Annotated in this window: 12 protein-coding genes and 1 pseudogene; 6 read left to right on the top strand and 7 right to left on the bottom strand. The window is 35.9% G+C overall.

Translation table 11 applies throughout. The annotated features are described in order from the left end of the window. The coding region (locus B5D12_RS08240; protein ID WP_159443905.1) for an ISL3 family transposase at positions 1–1,289 on the top strand (1,289 nt) is incomplete at its 5' end. A gap of 75 nt (positions 1,290–1,364) precedes the next feature. Here the strand turns inward: B5D12_RS08240 and polA are convergent. Beyond that, on the bottom strand, positions 1,365–4,022 hold the full coding sequence (gene polA, locus B5D12_RS08235; RefSeq protein WP_078756370.1) for a DNA polymerase I: 2,658 nt from the start codon (positions 4,020–4,022) through the stop codon (positions 1,365–1,367). A gap of 516 nt (positions 4,023–4,538) precedes the next feature. Here polA and pflB point away from each other — a divergent pair. The 3 genes from pflB (at position 4,539) to B5D12_RS08215 (ending at position 9,359) form a co-directional block, all read left to right on the top strand. Further along, positions 4,539–6,809 carry a formate C-acetyltransferase gene (gene pflB / locus B5D12_RS08230; RefSeq protein WP_078756369.1) on the top strand — a complete coding sequence of 757 codons (2,271 nt, stop codon included), beginning with the start codon at positions 4,539–4,541 and terminating at the stop codon, positions 6,807–6,809. Positions 6,810–7,727: 918 nt separating this feature from the next. Then, complete coding sequence (locus tag B5D12_RS08220) at positions 7,728–8,477, top strand: hypothetical protein (protein WP_078756367.1); 750 nt, start codon at positions 7,728–7,730, stop codon at positions 8,475–8,477. A gap of 426 nt (positions 8,478–8,903) precedes the next feature. After that, positions 8,904–9,359, top strand: a complete 456-nt coding sequence (locus tag B5D12_RS08215; RefSeq protein ID WP_143412075.1) for a MaoC/PaaZ C-terminal domain-containing protein — start codon at positions 8,904–8,906, stop codon at positions 9,357–9,359. A gap of 334 nt (positions 9,360–9,693) precedes the next feature. Here the strand turns inward: B5D12_RS08215 and B5D12_RS10495 are convergent, their stop codons facing one another. The 3 genes from B5D12_RS10495 to B5D12_RS08205 all read right to left on the bottom strand — a co-directional run bounded on the left by B5D12_RS10495 (position 9,694) and on the right by B5D12_RS08205 (position 11,944). Next, complete coding sequence (locus B5D12_RS10495; RefSeq protein WP_143412074.1) at positions 9,694–9,828, bottom strand: EAL domain-containing protein; 135 nt, start codon at positions 9,826–9,828, stop codon at positions 9,694–9,696. Between the two features lie 259 nt (positions 9,829–10,087). Beyond that, positions 10,088–10,822, bottom strand: coding sequence for a pseudouridine synthase (locus B5D12_RS08210; RefSeq protein ID WP_078756365.1), 735 nt, complete (start codon positions 10,820–10,822; stop codon positions 10,088–10,090). Positions 10,823–11,116: 294 nt separating this feature from the next. After that, on the bottom strand, positions 11,117–11,944 hold the full coding sequence (locus B5D12_RS08205) for a metallophosphoesterase (protein WP_078756364.1): 828 nt from the start codon (positions 11,942–11,944) through the stop codon (positions 11,117–11,119). 253 nt (positions 11,945–12,197) lie between these two features. Between B5D12_RS08205 and B5D12_RS08200 the strand changes: the two genes are divergently transcribed. Both B5D12_RS08200 and B5D12_RS08195 read left to right on the top strand, forming a co-directional pair. Beyond that, positions 12,198–13,751, top strand: coding sequence for a Ppx/GppA family phosphatase (locus B5D12_RS08200; RefSeq protein ID WP_078756363.1), 1,554 nt, complete (start codon positions 12,198–12,200; stop codon positions 13,749–13,751). Positions 13,752–13,949: 198 nt separating this feature from the next. After that, complete coding sequence (locus B5D12_RS08195) at positions 13,950–16,160, top strand: RNA degradosome polyphosphate kinase (protein WP_078756362.1); 2,211 nt, start codon at positions 13,950–13,952, stop codon at positions 16,158–16,160. 199 nt (positions 16,161–16,359) lie between these two features. On the opposite strand, the gene B5D12_RS08190 is transcribed toward B5D12_RS08195, so the two are convergent. The 3 genes and pseudogenes from B5D12_RS08190 to B5D12_RS08180 form a co-directional block, all read right to left on the bottom strand. Continuing rightward, a complete protein-coding gene (locus tag B5D12_RS08190; protein ID WP_078756361.1) occupies positions 16,360–17,610 on the bottom strand; it encodes a hypothetical protein in 1,251 nt (416 codons plus the stop codon). 299 nt (positions 17,611–17,909) lie between these two features. Continuing rightward, a pseudogene (locus B5D12_RS08185) lies at positions 17,910–18,077 on the bottom strand (DUF4298 domain-containing protein); the annotation flags it as partial. Between the two features lie 282 nt (positions 18,078–18,359). Continuing rightward, positions 18,360–18,824 carry a TraX family protein gene (locus B5D12_RS08180; RefSeq protein ID WP_234982948.1) on the bottom strand — a complete coding sequence of 155 codons (465 nt, stop codon included), beginning with the start codon at positions 18,822–18,824 and terminating at the stop codon, positions 18,360–18,362. Between the last annotated feature and the right edge of the window lie 205 nt (positions 18,825–19,029).

The raw sequence follows: 19,029 nt of genomic DNA, 5'->3' as shown, positions 1-19,029 counted from the left end.
GTTTGGATCAAGATGCCATCACATTGAACGGTGTCCTTTACCAGACAGTATCTGCCACGCTTTCTTATGACCCAGTGGCTTGCCCCTGCTGTCATCAAAAAAATATTAATAACTCTATTTTGAAGCATGGCTTTAAGCAAGTAAAAGTGAAATATGCTTGTTCTCTTTCCTGTCCTAAATTAATTCTACTAAAAAAACAACGTTTTATATGTAAAGCTTGTAAGAAAACCTTTATGGCACAAACGAATTTAGTAGAGCCAAATTGTCAGATTTCTAACTTACAAAAACAACTCGTAAAAGAACAATTGAGACTCGTACAATCTGCTTCACTGATTGCTAAAAATACCTATGTATCAATTAGTACGGTCGTTAGAGTACTCGATTCCTTGGAAAAGCAGATGAAACCACAAACGAATACCCTGCCAACCACTTTATCATTTGACGAACTACGTACAACGAAATCATGTAAAGCAGAAATGTCCTTTATTTATGCCAATGCTTCTACTCACCAAGTATTAGATTTATTAGATAGTCGTCAACAAGCCGATATCAAAAAACATTTTTTCCGTTTCCCATTGGACGCTCGACGTCAAGTTGAATGGATTACGATGGACATGAACCTTCCCTTTATTAGCATGATCAAGACACTGTTCCCATGTGCTAAAATTGTGATTGACCGGTTCCATATCATTCAATTACTCAATAGAGCCCTTAATAACCTAAGGATTCAAGTAATGAATCAATATAAAAAGAAACCCTCGAAATGTGATTATAATAAGTTAAAAAAATTATGGAAATTACTTCTTAAAAACCGAGAAGATCTAGATTTTGAGAATTATCAAACCCATCGCCTGTTCGATGGATTAGTGACTGAAAAAATGATGGTAGAATATCTACTTTCGCTTGATATAGGGCTAAGAAATGCCTATGAAAAAATAAATGATTTCAAATATGCCATTATGACACACGACGTCGAATTGTTTCATTATGAACTTCAAGAAATAAAAAAATATTCCTATCGTCAAGTGATTCGTACAGCGTTTAACACGATTACACGCTATCAAGAGTATATCACCAATGCTTTAACCGTCACGTTGTCAAATGGTCACTTAGAAGCAACCAATAATATCATTAAAACAATCAAACGAACAGGACACGGTTATACTAATTTTAGACGTTTAAGATTAAGAGCACGCTATATTTTGTTAAGTAAGAACTGCACAAACCAAGACTATCGCCCTTTATATTTTAGTCAAGAAAAAGAATCAAAGACAGAGAAAACCGCATAATTAGAAAAACAGCCGTTCAACACAATTGTGTTGAACGACCAAAAATTCCGTGATCCACACCATTTGACAAAGAGCCTATTTTAATTCATACCAGTTTTCACCTTGATTGGCTTCCACTTTCAATGGTACTGCTAATTCAACTGCCCCTTCCATTACTTCCGGCACTAACTCCGCTAGTCGTGCCATTTCTTCTGCTGGCGCTTCTAAAATTAACTCATCATGCACTTGTAATAATAATTTGGCTTGTAAGTTTTCTTTCGTGATGGCCTCATCTAAGCGAATCATTGCAATTTTAATAATGTCAGCAGCAGAACCTTGAATCGGTGAGTTCATCGCCGTTCTTTCAGCAAATGAACGAATATTAAAGTTGGAAGAATGGATATCCGGTAAATAACGACGACGGTTAAATAAGGTCGTTACATAGCCATCTTCTTTGGCTTGCTTAACGATCTCTTTCATATACTCGGCTACCCCGGGATATTTATCAAAATAGGTATCGATAAATGTTTTCGCTTCTTTACGTGTGATGTTTAAGTTTTGTGATAAACCATAATCACTAATACCATAGACAATGCCAAAGTTAACAGCTTTCGCTTGGCGACGTTGATTGCTGGTAATCGGTTCGCCTTCTGGTAAACCAAAGACACGGCGGGCGGTCGCTGAGTGGATGTCCTCATCATCGATAAAGGCTTGACGCATGTGTTCATCTTCTGAAATATGGGCTAACACGCGTAACTCAATTTGTGAATAGTCCGCTCCAAATAACTGCCATCCCTCATGACTTGGTACGAAGGCTTTGCGGATTTTACGACCTTCTTCTATGCGAATCGGAATGTTCTGTAAGTTAGGATCAGTACTACTTAAACGCCCCGTTTGGGTCAGTGTTTGAACAAAACGCGTATGGATTTTACCGTCTTCTTTAATAAAGCGTGGTAAGCCCGCTAAATAAGTGCCTTGTAATTTCGCAATTTGGCGATAATCCAAAATCTTCTCAACAATCGGGTGCTGATATTTTAATTTTTCTAACACATCCGCTGCTGTACTATAACCAGTCTTGGTCTTTTTAATCACGGGTAAGCCCAATTCATCAAATAAGATTTCGCCTAATTGTTTTGGCGAATTGATGTTAAATTCACGGCCAGCTAACTCATAAATTTCTTTTTCCATATCGGCAAGGCGTTCTAATATTAAAGTATTCATCTCGTCTAAGGCCGCCGCATCGACTTTAACTCCTTCAATTTCCATTTTCGCTAAGACAACAGCCAATGGCAGTTCCATGGTCAAGAAAAGTTCGGTAGCCGCTACTGCCTCTAATTTTGCTAAAAGCGGGGCTTTCACTTGTTCATATGCTTCGACTTTATTAGCTACATGTTGGTTAACAATTTCAGCGTCTTCTGGGACGGCTAATTTAGCGCCTTTGCCATAAATACTTTCATCCGATTGCACCGTTACCGGTAAAGCTAAAAAGCTTTGAATAGCTTCGATACGTTGGTCTTGGCTTTGTTCCGCTAAATAAGTCGCAATCGAGACATCAAAGGTCACATGTTGTAAAGAAGCACCAAAACGAGCTGCAATTACCATATCCTTTTTGGTATCATAGGAAATTTTTTCGGTTAATTCCTTGGCTAACCACTCTTTAAATAAAGGTGAGTCAAAAGCCGTTTTTGCTTCCGTCACAAAGACTTGATGAGAGACTAAATCTGACCAAGTCACTTTGATCACATCGGCAAAATGATAGTTTTCTTCAATCGTTTCAAAGTGAATCGCTGTTTGATCAGGTAAATGCTCTGCTTTAATCTCTTCTAAATAAACCACTTCATAATCGGATTCCATCACTTCTGATGCATCGTTGACTACTTCTTCACTGCCTAAAGCTGATAGGAAACTATTAAATTCCATTTGACGATAAAACTCTGTTAAATCGTCAATATTTTTCTCATTCATCGTAATATCGTCTACTGAAATGTCAATCGGGGCTTCTAATAAAATACGAGCCAAGTCTTTACTCATGCGGGCATTTGCTTCATCGTTAATAATGTTTTCTTTCATTTTTGACGGTTTTAACTCATCTACACGTTCATACATCGCTTCAACGGTACCAAATTGATGTAATAATTTCAGCGCCGTCTTTTCACCAATGCGGGTAATACCAGGGTAATTATCGGATGAATCGCCCATTAAGCCTTTCATATCGATAATTTGTTCAGGGGTAATATCATATTTTTCACGAATTACGGCAGGGGTATACGGTTCTAGATCACTCACCCCACGTCGTGTAACATAAACTGTCGTATTCTCACTGGCTAATTGGATTAAGTCTTTATCGCCTGAAATCACCACGACTTGATCGTCCTCATCTGCTTGATTGGATAAAGTCCCAATAATATCATCTGCTTCATAGCCTAAGACATCATAGTGTTTAATGCCATAAGCATCAAGTAACACTCTAAAATAGGGCATTTGCTCTTTAAATTCACTTGGTGTCTTTTGACGTCCACCTTTGTATTCTGCATATTTTTCAGTACGAAACGTCCGCTCACTTTTATCAAACGCTACTAATACATGGGTCGGTTCAAATTGTTGTAAAACATTATCTAACATGCGATTAAAACTATATAAAGCATTAGTATGCAATCCTGAACGATTTTTAAAGCGTTCCAAATCTAAAATCGAATAGAATGCACGAAATGCTAAACTACTTCCGTCTATTAAGACAATTTTTCGTTGGGCCATAATAATCTCCTTCTTGATTTTCTCTTCTCCATTATAACAAATTGTCCTTTATTACACATCTTTAATGTTAATGACTAGCATTTTCTTTTTTTAGCGGTGTCAATCCTTACAGTCATTACAATTATTTTCTTTTTTTACACGAAAAAACTAAAAGTACGCTGTATCAGTCATGAAAACCAGACGATAGACCGACGACGCTATGAAATTATCAAAGATTACTCAAATTTAGTATAAATTATTTTCATAAAAGAATGATATTAATAAAGGAAAACTGTTTATACATTGTGAAAAAGAAAACCAATTTCACAAACTTATAAATGAAAATTATTTGTAAAACCCTATCAAAGTGGTACAGATAAAAACTTTTTATAGTAACTGTTCCAACGTTTTGAAACAGAATTATTGTATTATCAGCGTTTAAAGACTGTTTTGGCCTTGACGGACTGTGCTATTTTCCGATACAATGTAAGTGTAAAAACATTGTGAATCAATTTTCAAAAACAGGAGGAAACAGAAATGACAGAAACAATGACAAATGCTTGGGAAGGCTTTAAAGGTGCCGCTTGGCGTGAGAATACTGACGTTGGTCAATTTATTTTAGACAACTACACAGAATATACTGGCGACGAATCTTTCTTAGCTGAAGCAACAGAAGCAACTCAAAAATTAAACAAGACTTTTGAAGATTTATTAGCTTATGAAGTTGAACATGGCGTAGTCGATATGGAAGAAAAAATTGTTTCAACTGTATTAGCATACCCTGCTTCATACATCGACAAAGACTTAGAAAAAATCGTTGGTTTACAAACTGATAAACCATTAAAACAAGGCTTAAACCCATTCGGTGGCGTTCGTATGGCTAAACAAGCATTAGAAGCTTATGGATACAGCTTAGATCCAGAAGTTGAAATGCAATTTACAGAATGGATCCAAACTCATAACCAAGGTGTATTCGATGTTTACGATGCTGACATCCGTGCTGCTCGTTCAAACAAAATCATCACTGGTCTTCCAGATGCTTATGGACGTGGACGTATCATCGGTGACTACCGTCGTGTTGCATTATACGGTACTGACTTCTTGAAAAAAGAAAAATTCAATGACTGGAATGCAATGGAACGTGAAATGTATACTGAAGAAGAAATGCAAACACGTGAAGAAATTTCTAAACAATATCGTGCTTTAGAAGAAATTGCTCAATTAGGTGATATGTACGGATTTGACTTACGTCAACCTGCAAAAACAGCTCAAGAAGCCATCCAATGGACTTACTTAGCATTCTTAGCTGGTGCAAAACAAACTAACGGTGCGGCTACTTCTTTAGGTCGTATGGACGCATTCTTCGATATTTATATCGAACGTGACTTACAAGCTGGCTTAATTACTGAACAAGAAGCTCAAGAATTAATTGACCATTTCGTAATGAAATTACGTATGATTCGTTTCGCACGTACACCAGACTTCAACGAAGTATTCTCAGGTATGCCAACTTGGGTGACTTTATCAATCGCTGGTATGAACAATGATGGCCGTTCATTAGTTAACAAAACATCATTCCGTGCATTACACACATTATATACAATGGGTGAATCACCAGAACCAAACTTAACTATTTTCTATAACGAAAAATTACCACGCGCTTACCGTGAATACTGTGCGAAAGTTTCAATTGATACTTCAGCTATCCAATATGAAAACGACGAAGTAATGGCTAATGTAATGCATTCCACAGATGCTGCTATCGCATGTTGTGTGTCCCCTTCAGTTATGGGTAAAGAACACCAATACTTCGGAGCTCGTTTCTCTGGACCTAAAGCCTTATTATATGCTGTATCCGGTGGGGTTGACGAAAAAACTCGTAAGACTGTTATTAAAGGTTTAGAACCAATTAAAGGTGACTACTTAGAATATGACGAGTTAATGGAAAAATTAGATAAAGTTATGGACTGGACAACTAAAGTTTATGTTCGTGCATTAAACATTATCCACCGTCAACATGACCGTTATGCTTATGAATCAACTCAAATGGCGTTATTAGATTCACATCCACACCGCTACTTTGCAACAGGTATTGCTGGTTTAGCATTAGTTGGGGATATGTTATCAGCTGTTAAATACTCTAAAGTACGTATCGTTCGTGACGAAGATGGATTCCCAGTTGATTATGTGGTTGAAGGTGAACAATTCCCTACTTTCGGTAACAACGATGACCGTGTTGATACATTAGTAACTGATTTCTTACATGACTATATGGAACGTTTACGTAAATTACCTACTTACCGTAATGCTGAAATTACAACATCAATCTTAACCATCACTTCAAACATTGTGTATGGTAAAGCATTAGGTAATGTATTTACAGGTTCTAACCCTGAAGTAGTTGGTTACCGTGAACCATGGACACCAATTGCGCCAGGTGCTAACCCACAATATAACTCTGTTAAATCAGGAGCTTTAGCTGCTTTATCATCAGTTGCTAAAATTCCATTCGAAGATGCTCGTGACGGAAGCTCATATACATTTGCAATCCATCCAAAAGCATTAGGACGTGACGATGTTGACCGTAAAGCAAACTTAGCAACTATGTTAGATGGTTACTTCAAAAAAGGTGGACATCACTTAAACGTTAACGTGTTAAACCGTGAAAAATTAATTGATATCTTACAACATCCTGAAGAAAATCCACACGCTGTATTACGTGTATCAGGTTATGCTTTATACTTAAACAAAGCAACTCAAGATCAAATCAATGATATCTTACAACGTGTAATTCACAACCAATTCTAATTTGCTTAATAAATCCTAAGCAGCGAAGATCAAGCCAAGTGCTTGGTCTTCTTTTTTTATAGCTTAAAGAATGAAAATTTTAGATTACCGCTAAGCGATTAAGTGGGGAGTAGAATAGAAGTAGAAAATTGAATAATTTTCGCTTCGTCGGCCTACCCCCGCACAGTGGAGTAGGCCTCAAACAAGTCGTTAAGACGCAAGTTGAGGCCACTCAACCACTGCGCTCTTAATTTAATAACAATAACTTGATCGGGTTTACCAAATTTATCTTTAACCTCGTTAAGACGCAGGTTGAGACCACTCAACCACTGCGCTTTGAATTTAATAACAATAACTTGATTGAATTTATCAAAGTGATACCTCACCTCGTTAAGACGCAGGTTGAGACCACTCAACCACTGCGCTCTGAATTAAATAGATATGCCTAAACAGAATTTAAAAAGTTTTTGCCAAACCTCGGATAAAAGCTAATTAAAAGATGAAAGTGGCTCAGTTTTAAATTGCGAAATACATGGAAATGATTTAGTTTGATTTGAAAGATAAAGTCTTGTGAATGTCTTTGAGCATTAGGTAGATGGATACACGGTTCGTTAGGGTTTGTCAACTAAATCCAAGTGAAGTCAATACTTGGATAATGAGCAAAGCAATTTATTTGTTAAAGCCTTGTCAATTTCTATGCGCATTAAAAAGAACGATTCACGGTTCGTTAGGGGTGTAAACTAAAACATTCTAATGTCCATTTAGGATTAAGACTTGGATAATAATCCGTAGCTTTTTACGCTAATTCAATAATATTTGCTTTCAAATAGGATTAATCTTAATTCCCACCTATTATTTTATAAAAATTTTCTTAAATTGAGTCTTATGATTTGAATTATTTGTCATTTTTCATATGCTTAAAGTAAGGAGATGATAAAAATGCGAAAATTTAGAAAGTATTTAGCACTTAGTATTGTTTTATTTTCGCCCGTTTTGCCGCTGTCAAATGGAATTTTTAATCAATCAGTTGTAACTGCGCAAGAAACATCGCCAAAAGAACACGCAATGAAAGTCGTCGAAGAATTACAAAGTTATTTTGAAAATGAAGCCCTGCCAACAAAAGTATTAACCGCAGAATCCCCTGTCTATTTTTCTGCCGCTACCACAAAAGTTTCGGATACCGAGAACTTTAATATCTTTTATTATGCAGAAAATGAGCCATATGAGGTCAACAATCAAGAGCTCAATAATAAAACGCCGATTGCTGCTTTTCAACGTGCCGTTTACGAAGATGAAGCAGCCGCTCAAAAAGCGGTTAATCAAGTGATTGATAATCAAGGTGAAGAAATAGACTTAGGTTATGGCATAACCGGTTATTTAACAGCTGGTATGGGATCTACTTATTTAAATTGGCAAGAAGGCAACTGGAGTTTAGCAATCCAAGCACCCAATCAAGAAGGTGTTTCTTCTCCTGATTTAGCGAAACAAATCGTTGAATATTTAGAAGAAATTGCTTTGCCAGCTCCTGAAGTAGTCGGTCAAATTAAATTAAGAATGAATGACTCATTAACTTATGAAGATAATGTCGCTACATGGCAAGTAGGAAATGTCGTTTACACCGTCTCTCATGCTGATCCTTTCACCCTTATTGAAATGACCGGTTCGATTACTAACCCTACTGAACAATAATGAGTCCTATAGCTTAAAGGCACACAGAAGATAATTTTTCTAGTGTGCCTTTTTATATGATGATGAAGTAGAATTTTTAGTGACGCGCCCTTTAATTTTGATGCAGTCGGTATTTAGAGGGCCTTTAGCTAATACGATACCGTGATAGACTTTATATTAGATTGCAATTTACGAAGTCTATCATAAAATGATAATGTGGTCGCCTCATAATTACTCATAGAACGTTTACCTATCAGTCAATTACTTTTATATAAAATACTATTTTTACTGATGCTATTAATAAAAGAGATAGTAACTATAAATATTTCTCAATTGAAAACGGAACCATTTCTTTACAAAATTTTATCCTTTCGTGCTATGATGAAATTAACAGACAAAATAAATTGGTTAACTGCCAACTATCAATACATGAAAGGACGATTTAACATGACTCAATTAGTTACCTATTTAGACGATATTAAGGAAGGCGCTCAATTTCAAAGCGAATCTTATTTAATGAGCGAAGAGCGCATCATAGAATTTGCTAAACAATTCGATCCACAACCTTTCCACACCGATCCGGTTGCCGCTAAAGATACAATCTTCAAACGCTTAGTGGCTTCGGGTTGGCATACTCTTGCAGTTAATATGAAAATGTTAGTCGAAACATTGCCATTAACACCGGGTGCCATGATGGGAGCCGGAGCAGATGTTAAATGGGTACGCCCTGTCTATCCTGGAGAGAGTATTTATAGTATCTTCACCATGAAAGAAATTAAACGCTCTAAAACGAAACCACAACAAGGGATTTGCTTAATGGAAGCCAAAATTTATAACCAAGATGACGAATTAGTTACCGAGATTATGCATCGAGCTTTTGGTTATTTTAAATCAAAAGCTTAATATATAAAACCCAACTAAAATAAAAGAGGCTAGCATGCACCTTTTTGTAACAAAAGGATTTAGACGAAATTTTTGAAGTAAAATTTCAACCGCATATCTAACCTCTTTTGTATTTTGGACTGTAAAAAAGCGCCAATAGTCAGCATTATTAACGGTAAGTAACAATTCTTGGATTGGGCAAGTATTAGAAAATCAAATGATTTTCGCTTCGTCTGCCTACTCTGCAAAGATGGAAGTGAACGAGAAGTTGAAAATCGAATAATTTTCGCTTCGTCTGCCTACTCCCTGGTGCCGTTACTTTTTAATGCTTTCCTATTAGCCACATCATGTATTACTAAGTTAAAGCTTCTTCTGCTTTAACATGTCGCTCTCCCATACCAAACAGTCTTCCTTGTTGCAAACAAATGCCAACGGCTTTCAACCGAGGTGACATTTCTTCTGTTTCAACCCGTTCGACAACAATTTCCATTTGGGGTCGTCCAAATCATTTCAACACTTTATTGGTCAAAAGATGAATAATAATATAGCCTTGACTAAATTTGGTACTCGCTAATTAAAAATAAAGTTCAAAAGCTATCTTAGGAACCTAGTCCTAACTTCGTTCCGATGATACTTTCTGTAATAAATAAACACCTATTTTACTATAGTTTTGTGCTGTCCTCTAAATCTGAATCCGGTTCAAGAGATAGGACATTTCACCACTACGTAATAATAGGTGTTTTTTATCATTAGACATGAATATCTTCCGATAAATATTGTTTAATTAATTGACGTTCAGCTTGATTGAGTTCGCGATATTCACCTGGTTTTAACATTTGATCAAGTGAGAATTCTCCAAAGGTTAACCGTACTAGTTCAATTACTTTGACTCCTGCACTTAAAAACATCTTCTTCACTTGATGGTATTTGCCCTCCGAGAGGGTAACTAGCGCTTCACTTTCCGTTGGTGAATGACGTAAAATAATCAATTTTGCAGGTTTGCATAAGGTATCTTGATCGATTATCACCCCTCTAGCAAACAGCGCGACCGTTTCTTCATTAATATCACCATTTACCTTAACTCGATACTGCTTCTCCACATGATGATCCGGATGTAATAGGCGATAACCCAGTGGTCCATTATTCGTCAACAATAATAATCCACTAGTATAACGGTCCAAACGTCCAATAGGATATAGGCCCTCTATTTGATCTTCAGCTCTTAGAAGGTCGATTACCGTCTGCTTCTGGTCATCTTTAACAGCGCAAATAACTCCTTCTGGCTTATACATCATATAATATTTTTCGGTTGGACTGATGATTTGTTGGCCTCTGACCGTAATTTTTTGTAGCTCACTATCTATATTTTGTCTTAGTGAAAGAGCTTGATGGCCATCAATTAAGATTTGGTGGTCAGCTAATAAACGTTTTCGTTGTTGTTTCGATAGTTGTAATGTTTTGATTAAAAATTTATCTAGTCTCATCTATTTCCTACTTTAATTATTGACACAAAAAGGAAGTGCCAACTCAACCTATTGGTCGTTAAATACCTCGTTGAATGACACTTATGTTTATGCATTTTATCACTTTTATTGAAATGATTCGCTTTGAGCGAAGTGGTATAAATGTTGCCCTATACAATTCTTTTGGTCGTCGGTCTATTACCTTCTGTTTTCACTTTTATTTTTCGTTTTGGTTGTAACTGTATCACTGACGACATTTGACTTTAATGATTTGCTTTAGCCTAAAGGGGTGCGCCATTAACCGCATCAAGCCCATTACTCCTCCATCGGTAAGAAATCCACGATTACCACTTCTGGACGATTATAGAAGCGTGGTATATGGTCTAACTTTTGATTTTCTAAGCCACGACTGACAATTAATTTAGTATGATTAAAATTATATTCGCCACCAGCATATTTGGGGAATAATCCTTGGTGAGGCGCGTAAAGTCCATTGATTAAACCAGGAATGCGCCATTGTCCACCATGTGCATGACCACTGAAAATAATATCGAAGGGATAAGCTAAATAATCTTCAATTAATTCTGGTCGATGGGCTAATAAAACATTGACATATGGTCCGGATTGGTGATTGTGCATTGCTTCAAATAAGGCAATATCTGGTGGAAGAAATGTTGGATCATCAATGCCGGTAATTTGTAAGGTGGTCTCATTATAAGTAAATAAACTTGATTCTTGGGCTAGCACTTCAATTCCTTTGGCTTCTATCATCTGTTTTACTTGCTCGCCACGTTTTGTATATGATTCATGATTGCCTGTTACATAATAGGTTGGGTATTTAACGACGATTTGATTTAAAAATAATTCTGCCTGACTCTGAGGTAATTTTTCATCAACAATGTCGCCCACTAGAAAGACGACATCCGGAAATTGATTGTCAATTAAGGACATCAAGTCTGTTTGATCTTCACCAATTAAATTACTATGCAAATCGGTAATGACGGCTGCTCTCACACTATTTTTCACATTCGGATGTTGATATTTATAATGTTTCACGACTAATTTTTGATTGAGACCATTCGCTGTGAATAAGGCTAAGCCGATTGTTGAAACAGCTATTCCCATTTTTGTTATAAATTTCATACAGTTCCACCTTCAATAATGGTATAATAAATACCATATAATATATATTCTAGATAAGAATATCATGTATTTTTAATGTTTACAAATTTTTTACAAATCCTAAATGGAGTGTGTGTCTAGCCTTCGTTATAATGAAGAAGGTTTATAAAAATAAGACGATTTATTTTAAGACTTTACCAGGTTAATAACCTATACTCACTTTTCATTATCCAAACTACCGATTTGTAAATGTTATTCAGAAAGGAAGTCCAATATGTATAATGAAAAAATTGGGTTAATTGATATCGGGTCAAACACTATCCGTCTGGTCGTTTATGCGATTGACCATAGATTTAATATCACCGAATTGCAAAACATCAAGACACCCGCAAGACTTTCACAATACTTAGAGAGAAGCAAAAAATCAGTTGTAATGAGCCAAACGGGGATTGATTTATTAATCGAAGTATTGCAGTCCTTTAAAATCGTGGCTGATAAAGCCGGTGTAGATAAATTATTCCCGGTCGCAACCGCAGCGATTCGCCAATCTGATAACCGTGACGATATTTTAGCTCAAGTCAAAAAACAAGTAGGTATCGAGATCACTATTTTATCAGAAAAGCAGGAAGCAACTTTCGGTCAATATGCGATTTTGCATTCGGTTGATGTACCAGATGGTATTACGATTGATATCGGGGGTGGCAGTTGTGAGGTGACGCTCTTTAAAAATCAAAAGATGGTACAATTCCATAGTTTTCCTTTTGGTAACGTCACTTTAAAGGAAAAATTCTTTAAAAATAAAAAGCATAATGATGCCAGCGCCGTGGATGCGGTGCGTAAATACATACGCGAGCAATTTAAAAGCTTGCCTTGGTTGAAAAAAGCCAAACTACCGATCGTCGCGATGAGTGGTTCTGCGCGTAATATCGCCTATGTACATCAGCGTTTAAATGAATATCCGATTGCGGGAATTCAAGGCTATCATATGACAGAAGCTAGTTTGAACCAAACCTTGGATTTATTTATGGCCACCGATTTAGAGGATATGGGAAATATTGATGGACTCAGCAATGACCGTGTCGACATCATCATCCCGGCCAACATTGTCTTTTTAGAATTATTAAATACGGTCAAAGCACCGATTTTTATTTTATCTAATCAGGGACTACGAGAAGGATTTGTTTTAACTTATATTAATGAGCACTATCACTCACCTATCGATGCACGCAATAATAAACTAAGAACGGTCCAACAAGTAGCTGATAAGATGAATATTTTACCTGAAGGTAGTATTTTGCGGGTTAATTATGCCATTAAACTATATCAAGCATTGAGTGAAGCTGATGTTATTCGCTACGATGAGCAATTAAAAAATGAATTAGAATTTGCCAGCTATTTATATCGCTTTGGTTCAATGATCAGTTCAGAAGCTGATTCACAACATACCTTCTATATTATTTCCAATATGGATTTATTAGGCTTCTCACATCATGATCGCCTACGATTAGCTTTACTAAGTAGTTTCAAGAGCAAATCCATGATGATGCGATACTTGCGTGATTTTCCTGATTGGTTAACTGAAGACGAGATCAAAGAACTCTTAATTTTAGGAGGAATCATAAAAGTAAGTGATGCCTTGAATGATTCGCAAACACAACCGATTAAAGACTTAAACTTTATCAAAAAATCCAAAAACAAGTATCAATTAGTCATCTATCATACCGCCCCAGTAGTAGCCGAAGCTTACCGTACCAATCGTCATTTAAAACATTTAAGCCGCGTCTTAGATGGAAATTTAGAACTAAAATTTATCGAACTTGAATCTTAAGTGTTGAGGATTTTATTGAAGTTAACAATACAATTCCCTAATCGCAACTGGTTAATGACTGAATCATCCGCTCGGTTACTAGCAATTGGTTTATGACCTAATCATCAACTCAATTACTAGCATCTACCAAGATATGATTTTAAAGAATTGCTATCGAAGCTCTAACACTTTTATTTGTTCGATAAGAAAGGAATTATTATGCCTAAACGTCAAAAAAAATCTGAAAAAACACAAAAACATTCTTTTAAAAAGAACGACTTTATTGTAGAAGATCCCTATGACTCACCTGATTATTATTTTAACCGTGAATTAAGCTGGTTAGACTTTAATAAACGTGTGATTGAAGAAGCCTATGATCAAAATAATCCATTTTTAGAACAATTAAACTTCTTAGCAATTGCCAGTTCCAATGCCGATGAATTTTTCATGATACGAGTGGCTGGTGTCTATGATCAGTATAGCGCCAATGTCGAAATTGCAGAAAATAAAACGCAAATGACCCCTTTTGAATTACTGCAGGCAATTCGTAAAAAGAGTGCTGAAAATATTGAATTACAATATAATCGTTATCATGAACTGGTTAAAATTTTGCCTACTTATGATTATCAAATTAAACGCAGTGCTGAATTAACACCAGAAGAATTAGTAATTGCAGAGCATCGTTTTAGACAATTAATATTACCAACATTGTCCCCAATTGGGATTGATGCGTATCGACCATTTCCACACTTGAGTAACAAAGCGATTAATATTTTAGTCAGCTTGCAAAATGAAAAAGGCAATCAAATGACTGCCATTGTGCCCATTCCTAATCTTGTGGAACGTTATATTACGATTGAAAATACTAGCACAAAAACATTGGTCTTCACTGAGGATTTAATTGTCCATTTTATCGATGAATTATTTAAAGGTTATCATGTGAATTTCTCATTACCTTTTAGAATTACACGTGATGCTGACTTTGATATTCGTGAAGAAGGGGCATCGGACTTAATAATCGAGATTGAAGACTCCTTGAAAAAGCGTAAAAATGGCGAAGTTGTACGTATTGAAGTCGATACGTCTATTTCAAAAGTCTATGAATCTCATCATTTAGATGTTTTGATGGATATTTTACAATTAGAAGATTTTGACCTCTATCAAATTGCTGGACCATTGGATTTAACCTTCTTATTTAAATTACATGATCAAGTGGGAGCCGACCATCCAGAAGCCTTATATCCACCGTTTGAGCCATTTTTAAATCCCGAACATACGGGGGAAAAATTATTTGAGGCGATCCGTGAAAAAGACTTGTTCTTTAACCACCCATATGACTCGTTCAAGCCAATCGTTTCCTTAATCGAAACAGCTGCCAATGACGAAAAAACAATCGCCATTAAACAAACTTTATACCGTGTCTCTAAACATTCCCCGATTATCGCAGCCTTAAAACAAGCTGCCGAACGTGGTAAAGAAGTCACCGTCTTAGTGGAATTAAAAGCCCGGTTTGACGAAGAAAACAATGTCTATTGGGCACGCGAACTAGAAGAAGCAGGTTGTCATGTCTTATATGGTGTATCAGAGTTAAAAACTCATAGTAAAATTACTTTAGTCATCCGACGTGAAGACGATAAAATTCAACGCTATGTCCATTTAGGGACAGGTAACTATAATGATAAGACCGCACGTATTTATACAGACATGGGGATTTTAACCTGTCATGAAGAAATAACTGAAGATGCGTCTAAATTCTTTAACCACTTAAGTGGCTTTACTGAAAGACCCAATTATAAACATTTACATGTGTCACCCTTTGAAATTCGTGACTCGTTAATTGATTATATCGATGAAGAAATTGCCTACCAAAATCAATTTGGTAATGGACGCATTGTTGCTAAAATGAACTCCTTAACCGATAAAGCAATCATTAAGAAGTTTTATCAAGCAAGTCAAGCGGGTGTAAAAATTGAATTAATTATCCGTGGTATCTGCTGCTTAAAACCTGGTGTAGAAGGTATTTCTGACAATATTCATGTCAGAAGTATCGTCGGACGCTTTTTAGAACATTCTAGAATTTACTTCTTTAATCGTAATGGTGCGCATCATTTATTCCTATCATCAGCCGATATGATGACGCGTAACATGGTTCGTCGTGTTGAAATTGAGTTTCCTATTTTATCAACAGAGATTGAAAAACAAATTATCGACATCTTAGACTATCAATTAGCTGACACTATGAAAGCCCGTGAACTTCAAGTTGATGGCACCTATACCCGACCCGATCGGACAATGGTTCAAAACAATTCTCAAACCCAATTAATGCGACTAGCTGAAAGTAAGCGTGAAGCGCTAGTACCAGTAGTTGCGGTAGTTGAAAGCAAACCAATACTAAGTTGGTGGCAACGTTTAGTTACATGGTTCAAATAAAATTAATTATCTTATTGTTATTATTGATCAGCAATAGCACTGGGAGTAGAAAATCGGCTCTTTGTCAAATGGTGTGGGTGAACAGAGTCATTTCTGTTCACCTACACCAAAAAGTAGAGAGCCATAATTTTATATTCATTACAAAAACACCTTACTCGTTCATCGTTGAGTAAGGTGTTATTGCTATTGTTTTATAACTTTATCCTTCAATATTTAATTTTGCGAATAAGTCTTCAAAATAAGCTTCGGTCTCAGGACGGTCCGCAATGTCGGTATTTTCATATCCATAGTCACTGGTCTGCGTGCCTTCAATTTTCTTAATCCAATAAGCCGCAAAACCTTGAGCAAACGATTCTGATGGTTCATGATAATAAGAACCTTCTTCTTCCCACTCTGCTTGATGGACACTCATCCATTCATCAGAATCTGAGAAACTCTTATATTCTTCTAAAGCCGGATCTTTATAAACACGAGAAGAATAATCAATAATATGCCCCATTTCATGATAAATGATGACCGGTTCAATTTCATATTCTTCCGAGAAGTGAATTTCTCTTGCTGGATACGCCATCGCACTTAAGTCAAAGTCACCGACATCGATAATATTATTAATATCCGTATGCGTCATATAACCAAAACGTGCTAAACGTTGTTGGAAATCTAACGGTAATTTATGGAAAGCTTCTACTATAATACTTTCTCTTTCATCCAGTTCAGCTGACTCTTCCACCCCTTCAAAGTATTCAAAGTATGGGGCTTTCTCTTCGCTGACTGACATATCATAACGTTCTACTAATAAATTATAAGAGTCGTACATACTATCTAATATTTCTTGAATCCGTGGGTTAGATGGATCTTGTTCTTGTAAAATTTCTGCACGACGAACATCTGCATAGGCATCCGCAATTATTTGTGGTGAAAAGTTTTTCGTATAGTGATACATCTCATAAATATCATCCGTATAATGATTCAAGTAAGATCCATGCAATTTAAAATTAATATCTTGATACTGCGCTTCGACTAATTCTTCTAAACTAAAAGTATCTAATAAATCGGCTGAAGCCACAGCTGGCGAGATGATTTGCATATCGCCATTATCATAAATTAGATACAACCAAGCAAAGGTAGATAAATCACGATAACTTTTGCCTCCAGTGATTTCATTAACAAATTCAAAATTACTTCCTGGATTTGATACATATAAGGCATCATCTACCGAAGCAAATAAAGTGTCTTCATTCAAAATAATTCGATCATGAATACTTTCACCCTCGCCAATTTCAAATTCTACTTGGGGATATATTGATTCATAGAGATCAAATTGTTGTCCATTGACTTCAAATGACGTTTCATCGACTGTTGTTGTTTCAGCATTTACACCGCTTAAGGTAGAGGCATTTAAACTGACTGCTGTCATTGCCGCTAACCATAGTTTTGTCCATTTTCTCATTAGTCTCATCCTCCCAAATTTTGTTTGCTCAATCTTTTTACTACACCTTAATCTTAAAGTAAAACTGCTTTCAAATGCAAAGAAAAGTGCTTAAGATAAGTTTTATTTATTAAAATTTTAAATAATTCCGCGACAAAGAAAACCCCTATTAAATCAATATTTTAACAGGGTTACCACTTCATATTTTAGTTAATTTGAATCGAACGAGAGTTTCTTTTTAATGCGTTAAACATTTTAAAAGATTCGCAATAAACTTAAGTATTGATTGATTATTTTATCAATAAATTGTGCCCACTCCATTAGTAGTCTTTTAATTTCTTAGTAGCCAATTCAATCATCCGAATGGAAGTTTGATAATGTCCAGTAATAACATTATAGATGCCATCTTCTGATAGAACCAAGCGGTCTAAATCATCAGGAAATTTTCCTTGTTGATGCATTTCCACATCATGGTGAAATTCTTCGCTACCATAATAAGTTCATAATTTTACAAGATTTGAATGAGTCTCTTCAATCTGGTCCAATAACTGATTCAGTTCATGGACTAAGACAGTTTGATTTTCCAATATGCCTTCCATCGCCATTATTCAGTTAATCTCTTGCTGCATCACGATTCCTTCTTTCCTATTTTACAAAACGACCTATCCCACTTTAGTATAGGATAACTCTTTCAAAGTTGCGAATAATAAACATTAGAAATTTTGGTACATATTATAGGCCCGCTTTTAATTAATAGAACAATGCAGATTTTATCCAAACAAATAGAGTTGTAGGAAATAAAGTAACAACAAGTGTAAGGGATAAAAGCTATACCCTATCCATTTATTTAAATGACCCCTTTGCCCATTATAAAAAGCACATAATAGAAAACCCAAGCTAGCGAATAATGAATCACCGTTTATGAATATCCCCACTAGTAGACCATATATTGGACGATCATGAAAATAATAGAGTGCTACAATCGTTAAAATTGCGGTGTAACCATAATCTACTAACCCCAAATATGCGACTAAACAACCTGCTAAGACAATCACCGCAGCTAATAGTGTGTAAGGCCATTGTCGCTTACTCAAACAGTATTCAAACCCCATTAGGACAATTACTGCCACGCTAAAGGTCCACAAAATATTTTGATAATATGGAAACTGCCAAGATCCTGATATTAGCAAGTTAAAGGGAATTTCCGTAATAAGAGCAAATCCTAACAAATTCATCAAATATCGCTTGCGATTACGGGTGTGAACAAAGCCTTCGACTAATAAAATTAATGAACGGAAGGTTCTAAAAGTCCCCTTATTATAGATTGAAGCAAAAAAGTCACTGAGCGGATGTGTCGTAAGTTAGATATTCTTTGCTAGATTGAAGCAAAAAAGCTCTCTTAAATCTCGAAAAATTTAAGAGAGCTACTTAATTAAGTTT

This window comes from Globicatella sulfidifaciens DSM 15739 (genome assembly GCF_900167405.1).
Lineage (GTDB): Bacteria > Bacillota > Bacilli > Lactobacillales > Aerococcaceae > Globicatella > Globicatella sulfidifaciens.
Note: the sequence above shows the minus strand (reverse complement) of the source record. Positions and strands in the feature narration are given on the sequence as shown.